The organism is Streptomyces sp. NBC_00376, assembly GCF_036077095.1.
Classification (GTDB): Bacteria; Actinomycetota; Actinomycetes; order Streptomycetales; family Streptomycetaceae; genus Streptomyces.
Genome location: NZ_CP107962.1, coordinates 21,959 through 39,147 on the forward strand (window position 1 = coordinate 21,959; position 17,189 = coordinate 39,147).

Here is a 17,189-nt window from a genome sequence, read left to right on the forward strand (position 1 = left end):
CCTGGTGAGCTCGCACGGCGTGCCTCGGAGCATCGACCGCCCCGAGGCACGGCAGGGCCGTCCGAAACGGCCTCGGTGTCCAGTCAGCCGTCATTCCTGGGGATCTGTTCCCGCCGGGCGGCTGCCAGGCGGGCGCGGACGGTCGCGGGCTCGGTTCCTGTCACGGTGGCGATCTGGTCGATACTCAGCAGCAGTTTGTGGTGGAGGAGGTGGGTGTCCTCGATGGCGGTGGAGGTGCGGCCGCTGCGGCGTGCGACGGTCTGGGTGAACCGCTGCCATGCCCAGGCCGATGGGCGCTGCTCGGCGACCACGGAGGTCCAGGTGCTGGCCACGGTCTCGAAGAGTTTCGATGTTGCTATCCGGGCTTCCTCCGTGGGGAGGTGGGCGGTGGCGTAGGCGTGGTAGGTGGGTCGGTGGAGGTCGTAGAACGCGTAGTAGGCGTTTGTGAGGACTGTGGGCGACGGCTTCATGGTCAGTACTTCCTTGTTCTGCCGTTCCTGGTCAGCCGAAGGCGTCAGCGGGGAGGCTGCTGACTGGGCCGCGGTCGTGTGTGGCGTTGCGCCACAGGGGCAGGGCGATGTTGGGCTTGCTCTGCAGGGCGGTCGCGAGCCGGTGGTACACGGTCCATTCCGGTACTCCGGGGCCGTGGAAGGCCTGCCGGAGGTCGGCGATGGTGATGCCGCGCCGGGCGGAGCTGATGAGCCGGTCCTCGCGGGGGGAGCCTGCGGCGTAGTTCAGGGCTTGGAAGTAGGTGCGCAGGGTGTGCACGGGGTCGGTGGTGCTGACGGGGTCGTCGGCGGCGATCTTCCAGAGCAGTGTGGCGAACTCGGTCTCGGTGCTGCCGGCGCACTTTCTGGTGATCAGCTCTACGTAGGAGAGGGTGGCGTGCCGCTCGCCGGACAGGATGCGGGAGAGGTAGGAGCGGTGGATGTTCATGTGTTTGGCCAGTTCCCGCTGCGGGATGCCGGACTGCTTCCACATGAGGGTGAGCGCACAGGCCAGGCGCTGGTGCGGGTCGCGCAGCGAGGCTTTCTTCGGCATGGCCCGTTTGGCGGCCCGCTGTGAGCCGAACGCGAGCACGGGGCGTTTGCGGGTCGCGAGCTCACGGTCGACGGCTCGTGGCGGGTACTTCCTGCGTAACCGGTCCGCGCTGACCTTCATCAGGGGTTCGAGGTCGGTGAGTGGTTCGCCACGGGAGCGCTGGCGGACGACGAGTGCTGCGGTCGTGTCCTCCATGAGGCGGGTGAGCTGGACCGTGCATTCGAGCAGGTCGGTGGTGACCGCGCTGGGGTCGGATGCGCGTGCGGCGAAGGTCTCGGCGATCCGGACGGCGTCCACGGCCATGCCGTGTACCGCGGTACTGCAGCGGGCGGCGCGCTCGGGGTCGGTGGCCGACCTTGTGCGGGCCGGCTCGGGACTGGGGGGTGGTTTGTGCGAACTGGTGGGCACGGAGAACTCTTTCGGGGGTGCTGGAGCGGGTTTTTGGACCGCTTCATTCGTCGGGCACTGTGGTGACCTGGACGGCGGTCGCGGCAAGAGGAGCAGCCGCGACCGCGCGGTTGGTCGGGTCAGCGTCGACGCACCCACTGGCGGACCAGGGAAGATCCGTGAGCGGCTGTCAGGAGCAGCATCAGGACGGGCAGCACCTCGGGTGTGAGAACGCCCGGGATCACGAGCAGCGGCAGGGAAATCGCCACGACGGGCATGCTTCCGCGCACGGTGACAGAGGTGACAACCCGGCATGAGGTTTCAACCATGCGCGGGGCAGAAATGATAAGTTCGCGGCTTGTTTCCCCTGCAAAAGCATGTGCGGGGAGACGAGTTCGGCGTCGGTCGGCCATGGAGGGGCTCCTTTCAGGGTTCGACTGGACGTTGAGACAGCGACAAGAGACCCCGGCACCCGGCGACCAACCTGCGGCCGGGGTCTTTGCCTGCCCCGACGGAGAGTCGGGGAAAATGCAACCTACTACTAACGGCTCATGGTTGGTGCCGCAACGTAGTGCTCATGGGTACGCACACCCACCCCGCCCTCCCGGTCAAACAGTCACGTAACTGACCAGTAAGACTTAAAAGCCGACCAAAACCAGTCGGATGAAACGGACAACGGTAGCGAAGGGCTCGAATCCGCTGGAGCGGAACACCCCCGCGCCAACTCGCGCCACCCCCGCCCCCTTCTGCCGCGCCCCGACGGTTTCCACGGAACTTGGCACCAGACGCATAACTCGAACGGGTGAACGGCCTCACCCGCGACCGGCGAACCGGTCACCGACTCCCGGCGGCGCCACAGCCCTCGCCGGGAGCAGCCACTGGCACCATGAATGTGACGATGCGTCAAGCTATGTCGCGCTCTGAAATCATGAGGCTGTATCAGCCCCCGACTTCGGAGCATCGCCGTGACAGCACGCCGCCTCGCCCCCATCGCCGCCCTCTTCCTCGCGGCCTCGCTCGCCGCCTGCAACCCAAGCGGAACGAAGAGCGAGTCCGACTCGAAGCCGTCGGCCCCCGCCGCGGCCAGTGCTTCCGGCGCTCCGGCTGATGGCGCCGCCGCCGCCCCGGGCGCCCCCGCGGGTGGCAGCGACCTGCCCCTCGCCGAGGCCATCGCCAAAATTCCGTCCGGTACCGAGGACCGCGCCGGGTACGAGCGCGATTCCTTCCACCTGTGGGTCGACGCGGACAAGGACGGCTGCGACACCAGGAAGGAAGTCCTGATCTCCGAGGCGGTCAAGGCTCCCGAGCAGGGGGCCCGGTGCGCACTGAGCGGGGGCGAGTGGCTGAGCTACTACGACGAGGTCACCGTGAACGCGGCCACCAAGCTCGACATCGACCACGTCGTACCGCTCGCCGAAGCCTGGGACTCCGGAGCCTCGAAGTGGGACGCGGACCGGCGCGAGCAGTACGCCAACGACCTCACAGCCGACAGGTCGCTGGTCGCCGTCACCGCGAAGACCAACCGGTCCAAGGCCGACCGGGACCCGGCCGAATGGCTCCCGCCGGCCGCGTCCGCACAGTGCACCTACAGTGCCGACTGGGTGGGCACCAAGCTCCGCTGGAAGCTCACCGCGGACTCCAAAGAACGCGCAGCCCTGGAGAAGCTCGCCAAGGGCTGCACGGACACCGTCGTGAAGTACGAAACCGCCCCCTGACCAGCAGTCAGACACGGCACCCTCACCGCATCCGGATCACGGTGAGGGTGCTGTGCCGGCCGGACCCGGCCAGCACCTCCACGACCAGATCCGTCCCCACCCGTGTGTACAGCTCACCCTCCGCCCGCCGCTCCCCCACCGCCGCCGCGCCGCTCAAGGCCTCACCGACACGAGCCGCGAGAACGGGCTCCAGGCGTGCGGACACCCTGGCTGGCCCGCCCTCGTCCCCCACCGCCAGGACCAGATGGTGCGGTCTGAGCCGGGGCCGGTGAACCCCAGCACCAGGGCGTCGACCGTGTCCGCGTGCCGAACTTCGATTCCCTCGATTCCCTGTTCACGCAGGGTGTCGTACCAGAGCACGGCGACGTCCCGGTCGTCGGTGGCCGGGGTGGCCTGGATCGGCGGCCCGACATCGGCGAGGAGCTCCAGGAGGAAGGCGCGGCGCTCGGTGTACGGCAGGCTTCGGCAGTCGCCGATCGCTGGGTCCGGGTGCTGCAGAACGTCCCAGCAGATGTAGGGGCACTGTCAGGTTGAGTGAGTGGTCTCCGGGCTGGAATGGTAGCCGGGTTTGTGGATCGTTCGGGAGGAGCTGGTGGTGGAGGGCGCCGGGGAAGGGCCGTCGTACAAGGGGTTCCGGTTCCCGGCGGAGGTCATCTCCCACGCAGTATGGCTGTACCACCGCTTCCCGCTCTCCTTCCGCGAAGTCGAGGAGCTGCTCCTGGCCCGCGGGATCACCGTCTCCCATGATGCGATCCGCCGGTGGTGCGACCGGTTCGGCCCCCGCTACGCGGCCGCCCTGCGCCGCCGCCGGCCCCAGGCCGGCGACAAGTGGCTCTACCTTCTTGAACGGGTTGGTCCTCCCGTTCGTAGGGTGAGGACACCCAGGGGAGCTGGGTGTGGCTGACAAGTGGCTGCCGTTCGTGGCTTCAGGTGCTTGGCCGCCTGGCTCCCCACGACGACTCGGCCGCCGATTGGGAAGTGCGAACAAGTCGCTGTGTAGAGCAATGCCGGCGAGGTCGTCCGTGGTACGCAAGGCATGTACGACCGAATGGAGCACGATGAGCCGGATATGGGCGGGAACCGACTGCGGCAAGACCCACCACCACTGCCTGGTCCTGGACAGCGAGGGCGACACGCTGCTGTCGCGTCGGGTGGCCAACGACGAGCCGGAACTGCTGAAGCTGATCGGTGACGTCCTGGACCTCGCCGACGGCGGCAAGACGACCTGGGCGCTTGACATGACCGGCGGCGAGCCCGGCCTGCTGATCGCCCTTCTGGTCAACCATGGCCAGGAGCTCGTCTACATCCCCGGTATCGCGGTCAACCGGGCCACCGACAGCTACCGCGGCCAGGGCAAGACGGACGCCCGTGACGCCCGCGTGATCGCCGACCAGGCCCGGATGCGCCGCGACCTCCAGCCGATCCGCCCCGGCGACGAAGCCACGCTCGAGCTGCGGCTGCTGACCGACCACCGCGTCGATCTGGTCGCCGACCGCACCCGCACCACCAACCGGCTCAAGGCCCTGCTGAACAGCATGTTTCCGGCCCTGGAACGGGCCCTCGACCTGGGTAACGTCGGCCCGCTGGTGCTGCTAACCGGTTACCAGACACCGGCAGCGATCCGCCGCGCGGGCAGTCGGCGGCTGACCGCCTGGCTGCGCAACCGCAAGGTCTGCAACGCTGCTGCCCTCGCCGAGAAGGTGGTTGAGGCCGCCGAGCGCCAGCACACCGCCGTCGTGGGTGAGAAGGCCATCGCGAAGATGGTGCACACCCTCGCCAAGGAGGTGATGGTCCTCAACGAGAAGATCACCGAGACCGACAAACTCATCGAGGGCCGGTTTCGCGAACACGAACTGGCCGACGTGATCCAGTCCATGCCCGGCATCGGCACGATCCTCGGTGCCGAGTTCCTCGTCGCCGTCGGCGGCAGCCTGGACGCCTTCCCCACGGCCGACCGGCTCGCGGCCTTCGCCGGCGTGGTCCCCGCCCCACGCGACTCCGGCCAGGTCAGCGGTAACGACCACCGACCGACGAGATACCACCGTCGCCTGCAGCGCGTCTTCTACATCTCCGCGCTGGTCAGCGTCCAACGAGACCCCAACTCACGGAAGTTTTACGACCGCAAGCGCGCCGAGGGGAAACGGCACGTCCAGGCCGTCCTCGCGCTCGCACGCCGTCGCGTCAACGTCCTGTGGGCTCTGATCCGTGACCGACGGTGCTACCAGGTCATACCCTCAGTGACGACGGCGGCTTGACATCGGCATTGGGAAGCACCTGGACGAGGTTGTTCGTGAAGATCAACGGGGTGCGGCACTACCTGTGGCGGGCCGTGGACCAGGACGGCGCTGTCCTCGACGTCCTGCTGCAGTCCATGAGGGATGCGAAGGCCGCGAAGCGGTTCATGGCCTAGCTGATGAAGAAGCAGCGCAGAACACCCAGGGTGCTGGTCACCGACAAGCTCCGCTCCTACGGCGTCGGCCACAGAGAGTTGATGTCCTCGGCCGATCACCGTTCCCACAAGGGCCTGAACAACCGTGTGGAGAACTCCCATCAGCCGACGAGGCAGCGCGAACGCGCGATGAAGGGCTTCCGCACAGTCGGCAGAACCCAGAGGTTCCTGTCCGCGTTCAGCCAGATCTCACCGCACTTCCGGCCCCGCCGCCACCGGATGACCGCCACCGGCTACCGCACCGAGATGCGCCACCGCTTCGGAACCTGGAACGAGATCACTGGCACTACCGCCATGCCCACCGAGGCCTGAACCAGAGGTGGAAACCAAGCCCAGCACACCCCCGCACACCCTCAAGTAACCGCACACCAACAAGTTGGCAATGCCGTCGGCGGGGGCAGGAAGGGGGGCCAGAACTGCGATCTCCCGGCTTCGTGTCGGTGGTGGTGAACGGGCAGATCGCCACGGAGAGTAAAAGCGCCGCTTTTTCTTGGCCTTGCCGGTGAAGGCGGTGTACTCGACCTCGGCGACTTCCGCTGCTCCATCTCCCGGTATGGCATGGGGCCCGGTTGTCTCTGGCTCTGGTCTTTCAGCGACGGGTCCGCCGCCTTGTGGCGACGGACCCGTTGTTCTTCTAGAGCTGACGCCATTCGTCGCCGACCTGGTCGGTCTGGCGGATGATCCGTTCTCCGGCCGCGGGAGCGGGCCACACCTGAAGCAGGTATACCTCGACCGGGTCGTCGTCCGGGCCGAGACTGTCCTTGGCACGTCCCTCGTCACGGCCGCGGGCATGGACACGCACGCGGTAGCTACCCGGTCCGCTGGGGGCGAGGCCGGGCAGGTCCTCGGCTTCGCCGTCCTCCCAGGAGGTGACAAGAGCCGAGCCGGTGGTGGAGATGAACGACGTCTCCACCGCCTCGTCCCAGCCACCCTCGTGGAGCGATGGCTCGGACACGTGCGTGGTGACGGTGACCTCGACCGGTCCGACGGTCAGTCCGGTCAGAATGCTGGCCCCGTCCTCCTCGACGGCGATCAGCCCATTGCCGGCGTCCGCGATGTCCGGTGCCTGGTCGGTACCGAGGTCCGGGTCGACGATGTAGAACTGACGGGCATACACCCACACACGGGTACTCCCGCGTTCTTCCGGCATACCGGGTGCCTCCTCGGCGTCAGGAGATGGCGACCCAGAAGGCGTCGCCGTTCAGGATCCTATTGTCCTTGTACACCTTGAGCAGGTACTTGGATCCACCGGCGGTGCTGTTGTGCTTCTCGTTGATCATCCTGCGGCTGAAGACACCCGTCGCTCCGCCTTCCTTGGTCGAAGCGAAGGGGTACTCGTCGCAACTCTTGCCCGTCGGGCGGGGCAGACTGCTCGGGCAGGCCTTGCCACGATTCTTCTTAATCAGCGCCTTGTCAGTGGTGCGGTGCAGGGGCTTGCCCACGCCGGGCAGCCCCGGATGCCCCTTCAGCTTGCGCTGCGCGTCCCAGACATGCTGCGCCGCTTCCTTGACGTTCTTGTCGGTGCGGGACATCGCGAAGACAGGAACATACCCGGGGTGAACACACCCGCCTGCCTTGGTCGTGATCCCCTTGACAGAGTCACAGCGCACGGTGGCGGCCTGCGCGAGGCTGCCGGTGGCAGGTGACCCGACGGCCGCCTTCAGGGTGACGACGGGTGTTTCCTTGTGCTTGAGCGTCTTCGACCCGGGTGATTTCAGGGCGAACGGGAAGCTGGTTTCCTTCTTGACCGACAGCCCCTTGGCACCGGGAGCGGAGGTCACCGTGCACTTGGTCTTCGCGGACTTGCCGCAATTCAGCTTCAGGCTTGCGACCACGCCCCGCGCCGCCCCGCTGGCGCTGGTCGGGTAGAGACCGATGGTGTGCTTCCAGGTCCGTGAGTCCCTGGCCGCCAGCGACGTGCGCTGAGTGACCCGGATGTTCATCGTGCCCAGAAGCTTCCCGCTGGGCACCTCAATGATGTCGAACCGCAGGCTGCTCACCGAGCACGCCTTGTGCCGGTCATAGGTGAGGTAGCCCGCCCTGCAAGTCAGCCCGGCCGCCGCTGACATCGCGGTAGACGTGACGGCCGTTGTCCCGGTCGCCTGGGTACAGGTGACGGTGTGCTCGCCGCGCGCGGCGGCGGACTGAACGGCCTTGTGGCAATCGGCATTCAGTGCTTGGGCGGTTGGCTGCGCATGGGCGGGTGCTGTGCCGGTCATGAGGGCAGCTGTGATGCCTGCCGCGCCGATGCCCGCCGCGATCCGTTGACGTGTGATGCTCAATTGATTCCCCCTCCTGACGGCCCGGAACGCAGCAGGGCAGGGCTGGAGGTGTCAACTGGCTCCCCCGAGCGATGCGCTGTGCTGCGGCCAGGCACACGTACGACCGACGCAACAACCTTGGCTGCTGCAACGTGAGCAAACGTATAGACAGACCCCCTCCCCATCAAGCGAATTGCAAGTTTCCAGACAATAGGCTTATCGAGCCGACCGAAAGTCACCTGAGGAGCCAGGTCGCAATCGAACTCTAGAAGCACTATTGCAAAGTTGCTGGCGACTCGAACGGCATCGCGGGGTAGGCGGCGAAAGCCTGCTGACGCCGGGCGCCGTGGGCTGCAGAGCGCCGTGCGAGGAGGGCCCTTCCGTACCGCGCCTCGTGTGCCTGGTGCAGATCCACGCACAGGATCCGCCCACCATCCCCAGAGGGCGGAAGGCGGGCGCGGTCTACTTGGAGGCCGCCGCGCGTGGCGGGTACGGCCCCGCCGTACCGTCGGCCGGTGAACCTACTTGAACCAGTAGCGGACGCCGCCGTGGCCGCTGCACGTGCCGCGGAAGGTCTTCGAGTAGCTGGGGGTGCCGTCCTTGCATTCCGCGGTCGCGCCTGCCGGGTGGGGGCTGCCGGCCCTGCACACACCGGTGGTGTGCGGTGCGCATCCGGCGGTCGCCCCGGCACGGGCGGCCGGGACGAGGAACGCGGCGGCGACGGCGAGCACGGTGACCGCGACGCGGGCGATGCCGCCGCGGTCGGGTGCTGTGAAGGTGAGGGACACGGTGTGATGTCTTTCGGGGTCGATTCCCGCGCCCGCTGTCACATGGTCCGGGCCCGGGGACGGGTGGGCGCCGCGGGGGAAACGGGCCGGGGAGCGGGTTCCTGCGTCGCCTCCCCCGCGGCGGGTCAAGCGCGGGCGGGCGCGGCTGGGTCCGTCCGGCGCTTCGGCGGCGGTTCACCGTGGGCCAGGTGCCCGGTCGGTGCCGCCCGGTGTGCGGCCTGGTGGGGTCAGGTGGCGCAGGTGTCGAGCATCTCGGCCAGGGCAGCAGCCTCGGCGGGGTTGGCGGTGAGCTGGTAGGTGGCCTTCACGCTGATCCAGGCCCGGCTGTAGGTGCAGTGGTACGACTGCAGCGGCGGCTTCCAGCTCCCCGGATCCTTGTCGCCCTTCGACCGGTTGCTGGCGGCCGACACCGCGATCAGCTGCGAGTCGGTCAGGTCGTTGGCGAAGGCGCGGCGTTCGGGCGTCGACCACTCGGACGCCCCGGAACGCCAGGCTTCCTTCAACGGGACGACGTGGTCGATGTCGATACCAGAGGCGGACTCAATCGTGCGGCCGTCGTACTCCGAGTACCAGGTGCCGCTGGTGGCGCGGCACTGGTCGTCCTGGACGACGTCCTGGCCGTCGCGCTGGAGCACGACCTCGCGGGTCTCGCAGGTGCCGGACTGGGTGATCCAGTGCGGGAACTTCGCCCGGGAGTACCCGGGGACATCGTCTTCGTCGGCCACCACCAGGTCCGCGAGCAGCTCGCGGGCCTTGACCGCGTCCGGCGGTTCGGGGAGTTCACGCAGGGACGGGGCCTGGCCGGTGGAGGCTTGGGGGCCGGCGTCCGGGGTGGCGGTGGCGGGGGCGGCGGTCAGCGCGAGCCCAGCGAGAGCCGAGAGGGCTGTGAGGAGCGCGGTTCGGCGCAGATGACGAATCACGCTGATCATGCTCCGGCCCCTGATCAGCGCAGAATCGTTGCTGCCTGGCGGGTGTCACCCGCGTGGGTGGGAAGTCGTACCGGGTGCGTGCATGGCGGGCCGCGGGCGGTTCTGGTCCACCCGGCCCCCCTTGGTCCCTGCTCGTACACAAGGCCGCCCACGGCCCCGGCCGGCGTCTTCGTGATGCGATCACTCCCGCCCCGCACAAGGATCGGACTACGGGCGGTGGCCCGGCCGCGCGCTGCCCCCGGTCTCGATCGGAGGCAGCCTTCTCCTGGCGCGCCGGTCCGCTTCCCGGCCATGCCCGTCAGGGGGGCCTGGAGGTGCGTATGCCGCGGCCCTTGTGGACCGGTGCCATTTCGTTTGGCCTGGTCACGATCCCGATCAAGGTCGTCAGCGCGACCGAGGACCGCTCGGTCCGCTTCCACCAGGTCCATCTGGAGGACATGGGCCGGGTCCGCACCCGCAAGGTCTGCTCGATCGACGACGAGGTCGTGCCGCAGGAAGAGATCGGCAAGGGCTACGAGCTCACCAAGGACGACATCGTCGCGGTCACCGACGAAGAGCTCGACGAGATGCCGCTGCCCACCGCGAAAGCGATCGAGATCGTCGCGTTCGTCGACGCCGACAGCATCGATCCGATCCGGATCAGCGACAGCTACTACCTCGCGATCGACGGGCAGGTCGCGGCCAAGCCCTATATCCTGCTCCGCAAGGCGCTGGAGCGGTCCGACAAGGTCGCCGTCGCGAAATTCGCGTGGCACAACCGCGAAAGGCTGGGTCTGCTCCGGGTGCGTGAGGACGCGATCGTGCTGCACGCGATGCGGTGGCCCGACGAGATCCGCAGCCCCGAGTCCCTCAGGCCGAAGGACGTCGACCTGGACGATGAGGAGATCGAGCGGGCCGTCCAGCTCACCGACACCATGGCCATCGACGACATCACCGGTTTCCGGGACGAGTACCGCGACGCCCTGGAGGAACTGATCGAGGCGAAGGCCGAGGGCACCGAGCTCCCGGAGCCGGTCGAGGGCGAGGAGCAGGAGACCGGGAAGGTCGTCGACCTGATGGCCGCCCTGAACGCCTCCGTCAAGGCGGCCAAGGAGAGCCGCGGCGAGCACAGCGGCCAGGACGCCACCGTCCACACGATGCAGCCACGCAAAAAGACCCCGGCCAAGAAGAAAGCCGCCACGGCCAGGAAGACCACCACGAAGACCACAGCCGGGAAGCGCACGGCGAAGAAGACCACAACGAAGAAGACTGCTGCCGGGAAGAAGCGCAGCGCGTCCTGAACGGACGCCCGGGCGGGATGGTGATGGTGGGTCTGCCGCGGATCGCTCCGATGCTCGCGACACCAGGCGGCCTGCCGCCCGCGGTCACCGAGGAGCGGTGGGCGTTCGAGGTGAAGCAGGACGGGCAGCGGGCCATGGTCTACCTGCCGGGCGACGGGACGGTGCTCCTGCGGTCCCGGTCCGGGGCGGACATCACCGCCGTCTACCCGGAACTCGCAGCACTCGGGTCCGTGCTCGGCCGGCCCGCGGTCCTGGACGGCGAGATCGTCGCACTCGACGACGAAGGGCGCAGTAACTTCGAGCGGCTGCAGTCCCGCATGGGCCTGGCCTCTGCGGCGAAGGCCGCCCGGATGGCTGAGGTCGTGCCCGTCCACCTCGTTCTGTTTGATGCCGTGTACCTGGACGGCCACGACCTGACCGGGCTGCCATACACCGAACGCCGCACCCTCCTGGAAGACCTGGGGCTGGACGGGAAGCACTGGTCGACGCCCGCAGCTGTCGTCGGACACGGCACACAGGCACTGGAGATGACCCGGACCGCGGGACTGGAGGGCGTCGTCGCAAAACGGCTCACCTCTGTGTACGAGCCAGGGGTCCGGTCCCGCTCGTGGATCAAGATCCGGCACATCCGGACCGTCGATGTGATCGTGGGCGGCTGGGTGCCCGGCCGCGGACGGCTCACCGGTCTCCCCGGAGCATTGCTGGTGGGCGAGACACACGAAGGCGGGCTGCGGTACGTGGGCAGCGTCGGCACCGGATGGAGCGACACCGAACGCACCACGCTCGCCGAACTGCTCCAGGTTGCTGCGATCGACGACTGCCCCTTCGACAACGCGCCGCACGTGGCCGGGGCTCGGTGGGTACTGCCACGCCTGGTCGGAGAAGTCCACTACGCCACCAGGACGAGAGCGGGCCTGCTGCGACACCCTTCCTGGCACCGGCTGCGCCCCGACCTCGCACCAGACGACATCACCTGACCCCGGCGCGTCCTCTACTGATTCCCAATGTGGTTGTCAAGGTCAGTTGATGACTCGTTGTGAGGGTGTCAGCCCAGTGGGACGGGGCTGGGTGGTGCGGTGATCTGAAAGGTTCGGCCGTCACGTATCAGGGCCCAAAGAACGTTCAGGCGGCGGCGCGCGAGGGCGATGACGGCCTGCTTGTGAGTCTTGCCTTCGGCTCTCTTGCGTTCGTAGAACGACTTGGAGACAGGGCAGCAGCGGGCGGCGACCATGGCTGACATGTAGAAGACCCGCAGCAGGCGCCGGCAGTAGCGTCGTGGTCGGCGCATGTTGCCGCTGATCCGTCCGGAATCCTTTGGGACAGGCGCCAAGCCCGCGACACCGGCGAGGCGGTCGGAGCTCCCGAAAACACTCATGTCGCCACCGGTGTGGGCGATAAACTCGGCGCCCAGGACGGGGCCAATTCCGGGCATGCTCAGGACGATTTCGGCGTGCGGGTGGTCGTGAAACCGGCCCTCGATCAGCAGATCGGCCTCTGCGATCTCCTCGTCGAGGGTCATCACCCCCCTCGCGAGCTTGGCCACCACCGTGGCGGCCAGCTTCTCTCCGGAGACGGCGGTGTGCTGGGCTTCGGCGGCCTGGACGGCGGTGGCCGCAACTAGCCGATAGTTGCGGACCTTGCGGTTCTTCAGCCAGACAGCAAGGCGGCTCTTGCCGATCCGGCGCAGGGCGGCCGGGGTCTGGTAGCCGGTCAGAAGCACCAGGGCCGCCTTCGATGTGCTGTAGTCGAAGGCCCGTTCCAGGGCGGGGAAGTACTCCAGCATCTGGGCTCGCAGTCGGTTGATCGCCCTTGTGCGGTCGGCCGCCAGGTCGAGTCGGCGCGATGTGAGGATGCGCAGGTCCACGGCTATGTCGTCGCCGCGGTGCATCGTCTGCAGATCGCGGCGCATGCGGGCCTGGTCTGCGATGACGAAGGCGTCCTTCGCGTCGGTCTTCCCGTCGCCCCGATAGGAGCCGGAGGCGTGATGGACGGTGCGGCCGGGGATGTAGAGGACCTTCTGCCCGTTGTCGGTCAGCAGGGCGATCATCAGGGCGGCGCCGCCGGCGTTGAGGTCGATCGCCCAGGTCACAGCCTCGCCCTCGCTCAGCGCGAGGACATCGGCGATCAGTTCGAGCAACGCAGCCTCGTCATTGGCGACTCGCCGTGACAGCTTGCGCTTGCCGTCGGTGTCGATCACCGTGCAGTGGTGCTCGGCCTTGCCCGCGTCTGTTCCGGCCCACAGTTCGGGCACGGTCACCTCCGAGATCGTTCCTCTACTTGTCCCAGCAGACGACCTCGCCAGCGTGTCCTTACCAAGCGATCTTGTCGCGCGTATCCCAATCAGTGGCCGAGTCGTCGCGGGGCACCGGGCGGCCAATCAGTAGAAGCCACATGTGCGGCATGAGGTTGACAGCCACACCCAGTGTCCCTGGGCCTCCCGATCCTACGAGTGACCGGAATCGACCCATCAACAACGTAAGGAGGTTGCAGTCCCGTCTGCGGGTTACAGATCTGGCACGGCTCGATGTCCGGCTCCGCCAAGGCGATCAACGCCTCCTCACGGTCGAGGAACCCGCCTTCGACCAGATACAAGGCGCGCAGTCCCCGCGGTGTACCAGAGCCGCCGACGATGACCGCTGCGGTTGGATCTTCCACCGCAGCGCGGCATGCGCCTGCTCCCGACGGCGCTGCTCCTGTTGCTCTTTGATTTCCAGTTCCCGGATCCGCCCCTTGACCTGGCGGAGCTGCCACTCCAGCCACTGTTCCAGTGTCCGGTTCTTGCCCAGGTCGGATATGCCGCCGGGCATGGCTACGCCTCGGCCGGCTCGTGGGCGTGCTTCAACGCCATGCGTGCCGCGACCACGGGAACCCTCAACACCCGGACCAGGCAGGCCACTTGGCTCGAAAAACCAGCGGCCCGCCACCCGCTACGACGTGGGCAAGACCGTGAAACGACCCGAGAGCATCACCGAACGAAACCGACTCAGACCATAAAGAGCAAGCTGAGAACCGATCCGGGTTCCGGACGGTCTTCCCGGCCCGTGAATGATCTTGCTCGGGCAAAGGACCGTTTATGAGAAACACCGCCCGAGACGGTCATCTTGCACAGCGAAGGCGGAAGTCCCCGACGCGCGGATCGGGGACTTCACCAAAAGCCGCCGGAGGGATCCTGTTGCGGCCCCGGGGTGCCGGTGCCGTTTACGCGGCGGAGGTGAGTTCGGCGCGGCCGAACAACAGCGCGTGGCCGGTGGGGAGCTGGTGGAGGATGCGGGTGATGAGGTCAGGGTCGGCGTGGGCGGCGACGGCCGCGAAGACGGAGCCGGTGTCCCAGCGGGTGGCGGCCAGGGATGCGCCGGAGCGGGCGGCGAGGTCCTTGACGAAGGCCCAGCCGGTCAGCGGCTGGGTGTCGGGGATCTGTGCGGTCAGGACACGTGCGGCTTCCAGGGGCAGGCAGGCGGCAAGGTCGACGCGTTCGTCGCCGGTCAGTTGGCGTCCCAGCCCCGCGAGAACCAGGCGGACGGCTTCCTCGGCTCTCTCGCGGGTGGGGTAGGCGCCTTCGTGGCGGACCTTCTCCAGCATCTGCTCATACGCCGTCGAGTACGGCTGCTGGTGCTCAGCCGGTACGCGCACGTCGGTGATCACTGCAGTGCATGCCTTTCGTAGAGCGGTGCGGGTGTGTGGCACCGAGGTAGGGGTCAGGTGGGCTGGGGGCGGCCGAAGAGGAGGTCGTAGCCGGCGGGGAGCTGGAGCAGGATCTGCCCCAGCAGGTCCTCGCCGGCCGTGTCGGCGACCGTGGACAGCACGGCGCTGACGTCCCAGGTCGCGGTCTGCTCGGTGGCGCCCTCGATCCAGGCCGCGGTCGCCCGCAAGAACCGCTCCGGGGGCAGCGGTTCGGCGCTCTGCAGCGGGTTGAGCAGGATCAGGGCGAATTCCTCCGGGAGACGTGCCGCGAGCTGGGCGCGAACCTCGCCGACCAGATGCGCGCCGAGCAGGGCGAGCACCACACGGGCCGCGCGCTCGGCTTCCTCCACAGTGCCGTACTCGCCGCGCTCCTTCACGTGGTCGAGGAACGCTTCGCGTCGCAGGGTCATCTCGGCCGTCACCCCTTCTTGTCCTTCGGACTGCCCACGGGGTGCGGAGGGCGGGTGAGGGGGAGATCAGATGCCCGTCCTCCGCACCTGTCCGGTGTCAGCCGGAGATCTCCTTGTGGCCGGATCCGACGCCGATGGAGATCTTGCGGGGCTTGGCGCGCTCCGCGATCGGGATGCGCAGGGTCAGCACGCCCGCGTCGTAGTCGGCCTTGATGTGCTCGGTGTCGAGGGTGTCGGCGAGCACGATCTGGCGGGAAAACACGCCCAGCGGCCGCTCGGACAGCTCCATCTGCACGTCGTCTGTCTTCGCCACCGGCCTGCGCTCGGCCTTGACGGTGAGCATGTTCCGCTCGACGTCGATGTCGATCGCGTCCGCGCTCACACCAGGCAGGTCGAAGGCCACCACGTACTCGTCGCCCTCGCGGTAGGCGTCCATCGGCATCACCGACGGCTTCGACCAGGTACCCGGCCCCATCAGCTGCTGAGCAATCCGGTCCAGCTCACGGAAGGGGTCAGTGCGCATCAACATCGTGAAACACCTCCAGCAGGTTCGGGCAGTTGCTGCCAATGCGCTGCACTGACACCGTTGTAACATGTCATCCAATGGATGACAAACATGAAGTCGTCCATTGGATGACAACGAGGAGGAGGTGCCGTGACCGCAGCCGACCAGCCGTCCACGCCCAGCACCGGCGCCCACAACCCGGCGACATTCCTCGCCGCCGCGGCCGCCCTGAAAGCCATAGAAGACGCCCTGCACACCGCCCGGCACGAGACCCCCGACACCACCGGCTCTCCCGCTCCCGGACCGGAGGCGGCCCTGGCCTCCCTGATGCTGCTCCGGCAGGTCCGCGAGCAGCTCGCCGGATGGGAAACCGGGCTGATCGAAACGGCCCGCGACGCGGGAGCCAGCTGGGCCGACCTCGCCCAACCCCTGGGCGTCGCCAGCCGCCAGGCCGCCGAGCGCCGATACCTGCGCGGCCGCCCCGGCCCAGTCGGCACCACCGGCGAACAACGCGTCCAGGCCACCCGCGAACGCCGCGCCGCCGACCGCACCGCCGCCGCCTGGGCCCGCCACAACGTGGCCGACCTGCGCCGCCTCGCCGGCCAGATCACCGCCCTCACCGACCTTCCGCCCGCCGCCCGCCGTCCGCTCGGCGCGCTCCACGCGGCCCTCGCCCACGACGACCCCGCCGACCTCATCGCTCCCCTGACCGCCACCCGCCCGTACCTGGCCGCCGCCCACCTCGACCTCACTGCCCGGCTCGACACCCTCACACCTCCCTGACCCCGCCCCGCGCACCGCAACAGCAGCCCGGTCACGTCCGCCCCTGGGAAAACGAGGGGAGACCTGGAGACCGACGCGGCCAGCCTGTTCGCGCCCGCGCCCGCCAGGCCGCCACCAGCTTCCCCGACACGTCCCCGAACAGCTCCGGCGGTAGCTGAAGCCCGCGCACCCGTTGGAGCTTGTTCACCTCCGCCAGCAGGCTGTCCAGCCCCAGCGCATCCGGGTCCGCCTTCAGCTCGGTGAAGAACGTGCCCCCGGCGCCCGCGCTATCCGCGTCCGTGCCGGCGTCCTCGGCGATCAGGTCGTCCAGCCGGGACCGGGTCGCCGCCGACAGCCGGCCCACGGTGGCCGCGCAGAACCGTTCCTCGAAGGTGCTGACCGCCTTGCCCACCAGCCGGGCGATCTGCCCCGGGGCTGGCGGCTCCAGCCGGTCGTTGCGGCAGCGGGCCACCACCGCCTCCGCGAGCCGGTCCCGGTTCAGCTCCACCCCGCACAGCTCGACCTCCAGCCACTCGGCGAGCTGGGCCTGGTCCTCCTCGGTGCACTCACGGAAGCCGAACACGCCCCGGATCTCCATTCGGTGCCGCTTGATCGCCCGCCCCGACCAGTCGTACGCGGCCCACTCCTCGGCGGGCACCCTCACCTGCTGAGCGACGTACGACACCGCCGGTACCGGGATATCCCCGGCGTCCTCCGGGAACCGGGCCTCCACCTCGAAGAACTTCAGCAACAGCGCGAACCCCAACCGGTTCGCCCCCGACTTGTTCCGCAGCCGCTCCTGATCCTCCTCCAGCAGCGTCCAGACCTCGATCCTCCGGCTCCCACTCCTGCCGCACCACAGGCTCCTTCCGGTCGTCATGACCGGACCAACCTCGCCGAGCACGGCCCTCGAAGACCCCAGAAGATCGAAAACGGTGACAAGCGCACCCTGATCCGCTACAGAGAGCTACTTGTCACTCC

20 protein-coding genes and 3 pseudogenes are annotated in these 17,189 nt (G+C 68.3%); 9 read left to right on the forward strand and 14 right to left on the reverse strand.

Annotated elements, in window-relative coordinates; genetic code table 11:
- Positions 1 to 83: 83 nt before the first annotated feature.
- The 3 genes from OG842_RS42995 to OG842_RS43005 all read right to left on the reverse strand — a co-directional run bounded on the left by OG842_RS42995 (position 84) and on the right by OG842_RS43005 (position 1,697).
- Complete coding sequence (locus tag OG842_RS42995; RefSeq protein WP_266733909.1) at positions 84 to 470, reverse strand: hypothetical protein; 387 nt, start codon at positions 468 to 470, stop codon at positions 84 to 86.
- A gap of 31 nt (positions 471 to 501) precedes the next feature.
- On the reverse strand, positions 502 to 1,344 hold the full coding sequence (locus OG842_RS43000) for a helix-turn-helix domain-containing protein (RefSeq protein WP_266733911.1): 843 nt from the start codon (positions 1,342 to 1,344) through the stop codon (positions 502 to 504).
- 224 nt (positions 1,345 to 1,568) lie between these two features.
- On the reverse strand, positions 1,569 to 1,697 hold the full coding sequence (locus OG842_RS43005) for a hypothetical protein (RefSeq protein ID WP_266733912.1): 129 nt from the start codon (positions 1,695 to 1,697) through the stop codon (positions 1,569 to 1,571).
- Between the two features lie 696 nt (positions 1,698 to 2,393).
- Between OG842_RS43005 and OG842_RS43010 the strand changes: the two genes are divergently transcribed.
- Positions 2,394 to 3,143, forward strand: a complete 750-nt coding sequence (locus tag OG842_RS43010) for an HNH endonuclease family protein (RefSeq protein WP_266733913.1) — start codon at positions 2,394 to 2,396, stop codon at positions 3,141 to 3,143.
- Between the two features lie 22 nt (positions 3,144 to 3,165).
- On the opposite strand, the gene OG842_RS43015 is transcribed toward OG842_RS43010, so the two are convergent.
- Positions 3,166 to 3,348 carry a hypothetical protein gene (locus OG842_RS43015; protein WP_266733915.1) on the reverse strand — a complete coding sequence of 61 codons (183 nt, stop codon included), beginning with the start codon at positions 3,346 to 3,348 and terminating at the stop codon, positions 3,166 to 3,168.
- Positions 3,349 to 3,446: 98 nt separating this feature from the next.
- Here OG842_RS43015 and OG842_RS43020 point away from each other — a divergent pair, with 98 nt between their 5' ends.
- The 4 genes and pseudogenes from OG842_RS43020 to OG842_RS43035 form a co-directional block, all read left to right on the forward strand.
- Positions 3,447 to 3,677, forward strand: coding sequence for a hypothetical protein (locus OG842_RS43020; RefSeq protein ID WP_266733917.1), 231 nt, complete (start codon positions 3,447 to 3,449; stop codon positions 3,675 to 3,677).
- Between the two features lie 61 nt (positions 3,678 to 3,738).
- Positions 3,739 to 3,975 (forward strand): annotated as a pseudogene (locus tag OG842_RS43025) (IS6 family transposase); the annotation flags it as partial.
- 226 nt (positions 3,976 to 4,201) lie between these two features.
- Positions 4,202 to 5,398, forward strand: a complete 1,197-nt coding sequence (locus tag OG842_RS43030; protein ID WP_266726579.1) for an IS110 family transposase — start codon at positions 4,202 to 4,204, stop codon at positions 5,396 to 5,398.
- Positions 5,385 to 5,904, forward strand: a pseudogene (locus OG842_RS43035) (IS6 family transposase); the annotation flags it as partial. The gene OG842_RS43030 and the pseudogene OG842_RS43035, both read left to right, overlap by 14 nt.
- Positions 5,905 to 6,226: 322 nt before the next feature.
- Here OG842_RS43035 and OG842_RS43040 read toward each other — a convergent pair.
- The 4 genes from OG842_RS43040 to OG842_RS43055 all read right to left on the reverse strand — a co-directional run bounded on the left by OG842_RS43040 (position 6,227) and on the right by OG842_RS43055 (position 9,570).
- On the reverse strand, positions 6,227 to 6,709 hold the full coding sequence (locus OG842_RS43040) for a hypothetical protein (RefSeq protein ID WP_328512741.1): 483 nt from the start codon (positions 6,707 to 6,709) through the stop codon (positions 6,227 to 6,229).
- Positions 6,710 to 6,761: 52 nt separating this feature from the next.
- A complete protein-coding gene (locus tag OG842_RS43045; RefSeq protein ID WP_266738381.1) occupies positions 6,762 to 7,874 on the reverse strand; it encodes a NucA/NucB deoxyribonuclease domain-containing protein in 1,113 nt (370 codons plus the stop codon).
- A 500-nt stretch (positions 7,875 to 8,374) separates the two neighbouring features.
- Entirely contained in the window at positions 8,375 to 8,641 is a 267-nt protein-coding gene (locus tag OG842_RS43050) for a DUF3761 domain-containing protein (RefSeq protein WP_266738355.1), read from the reverse strand.
- 227 nt (positions 8,642 to 8,868) lie between these two features.
- Entirely contained in the window at positions 8,869 to 9,570 is a 702-nt protein-coding gene (locus OG842_RS43055) for an HNH endonuclease family protein (RefSeq protein WP_266738379.1), read from the reverse strand.
- 320 nt (positions 9,571 to 9,890) lie between these two features.
- On the opposite strand from OG842_RS43055, the gene ku reads away from it, so the two are divergent.
- Positions 9,891 to 10,850, forward strand: a complete 960-nt coding sequence (gene ku, locus OG842_RS43060) for a non-homologous end joining protein Ku (protein WP_328512742.1) — start codon at positions 9,891 to 9,893, stop codon at positions 10,848 to 10,850.
- A 23-nt stretch (positions 10,851 to 10,873) separates the two neighbouring features.
- Positions 10,874 to 11,827 carry a non-homologous end-joining DNA ligase gene (gene ligD / locus OG842_RS43065; RefSeq protein WP_328512807.1) on the forward strand — a complete coding sequence of 318 codons (954 nt, stop codon included), beginning with the start codon at positions 10,874 to 10,876 and terminating at the stop codon, positions 11,825 to 11,827.
- A gap of 68 nt (positions 11,828 to 11,895) precedes the next feature.
- Here ligD and OG842_RS43070 read toward each other — a convergent pair whose 3' ends face one another.
- A complete protein-coding gene (locus OG842_RS43070; protein ID WP_443064105.1) occupies positions 11,896 to 13,101 on the reverse strand; it encodes an IS110 family transposase in 1,206 nt (401 codons plus the stop codon).
- Between the two features lie 89 nt (positions 13,102 to 13,190).
- Entirely contained in the window at positions 13,191 to 13,610 is a 420-nt protein-coding gene (locus OG842_RS45515) for a DUF6233 domain-containing protein (protein ID WP_443064099.1), read from the reverse strand.
- 42 nt (positions 13,611 to 13,652) lie between these two features.
- On the opposite strand from OG842_RS45515, the pseudogene OG842_RS45520 reads away from it, so the two are divergent.
- Positions 13,653 to 13,844 (forward strand): annotated as a pseudogene (locus OG842_RS45520) (NF041680 family putative transposase); the annotation flags it as partial.
- Between the two features lie 204 nt (positions 13,845 to 14,048).
- On the opposite strand, the gene OG842_RS43080 reads toward OG842_RS45520, so the two are convergent.
- The 3 genes from OG842_RS43080 to OG842_RS43090 form a co-directional block, all read right to left on the reverse strand.
- Entirely contained in the window at positions 14,049 to 14,492 is a 444-nt protein-coding gene (locus OG842_RS43080) for a DUF2267 domain-containing protein (RefSeq protein ID WP_328512745.1), read from the reverse strand.
- 53 nt (positions 14,493 to 14,545) lie between these two features.
- Entirely contained in the window at positions 14,546 to 14,941 is a 396-nt protein-coding gene (locus OG842_RS43085; protein WP_328512808.1) for a DUF2267 domain-containing protein, read from the reverse strand.
- 97 nt (positions 14,942 to 15,038) lie between these two features.
- Positions 15,039 to 15,470: an Hsp20/alpha crystallin family protein gene (locus tag OG842_RS43090; RefSeq protein ID WP_328512746.1), complete on the reverse strand. Its 432-nt coding sequence runs from the start codon at positions 15,468 to 15,470 to the stop codon at positions 15,039 to 15,041.
- Positions 15,471 to 15,596: 126 nt separating this feature from the next.
- On the opposite strand from OG842_RS43090, the gene OG842_RS43095 reads away from it, so the two are divergent.
- Entirely contained in the window at positions 15,597 to 16,229 is a 633-nt protein-coding gene (locus OG842_RS43095; RefSeq protein ID WP_328512747.1) for a type III effector protein, read from the forward strand.
- A gap of 31 nt (positions 16,230 to 16,260) precedes the next feature.
- Here the strand turns inward: OG842_RS43095 and OG842_RS43100 are convergent, their stop codons facing one another.
- Complete coding sequence (locus OG842_RS43100) at positions 16,261 to 17,088, reverse strand: DUF4158 domain-containing protein (protein ID WP_328512748.1); 828 nt, start codon at positions 17,086 to 17,088, stop codon at positions 16,261 to 16,263.
- Positions 17,089 to 17,189 lie beyond the last annotated feature (101 nt).